Below are 577 nucleotides of genomic sequence, written 5' to 3'. Positions count from 1 at the left end.
GGCAGGTCGACCGAGCCGGTATACTCCTCCGGCGCCGCGATGCCGAAGGAGCCGGCGGCGGCGAACCCTTGGGCCTCGCACCAGGAATCGGCCACCGTCTGGCCGCAGGCGCTGCCGGGGGTCGTCAGGCAGTCGGCGACGCCGTAGCCCTCGCTCGACGGGATCAGGAAGGTCTTCTCGACGGAGCGGGCCGGGGTCTCGCTGCCCGCCTGCGCGCCGAGCGCGAGCGTCGTGGCGAGGACGGTGGCGAGGAGGGCGCTGACGGCGGTCGAGGCGCGCATGAACGAATCCTTGGAGGCTCGGCGGGGCAAGCAGGAAGACCTGCGGCGAGGGTCCATCGGTGCGGTAAACAAAACCTTTCCGGTTCCGTCCGCGGGCCGGGCGCGGGCTTGCGCGTCCGGCGTTGTCGATTGCATCACGGTTTTGGGTTAGCCCGATCCGGCCGGCCGCACCGTCGCCGATCCGCAACAGGCCTGCGCGCCCGCGCCGCGGTGCAGCGAAGCTTGGCCGGAGGTCGCGCGGGGCCGCGCCGGCCGGCAGGTCCTTGAGGGGCCAAGCGAGTTTCCGGCCGGTCGCG

General features: G+C 73.1%; 1 protein-coding gene. It reads right to left on the bottom strand.

The genetic code is table 11. The features are described from left to right. Positions 1-281 (bottom strand): hypothetical protein (locus tag AX737_RS25735; RefSeq protein WP_066926403.1); only part of this gene is annotated, 281 nt, incomplete at its 3' end. Between the last annotated feature and the right edge of the window lie 296 nt (positions 282-577).

The organism is Methylobacterium sp. CCH5-D2, assembly GCF_001556475.1.
GTDB lineage: Bacteria > Pseudomonadota > Alphaproteobacteria > Rhizobiales > Beijerinckiaceae > Methylobacterium > Methylobacterium hispanicum.
Note: the sequence above shows the minus strand (reverse complement) of the source record. Positions and strands in the feature narration are given on the sequence as shown.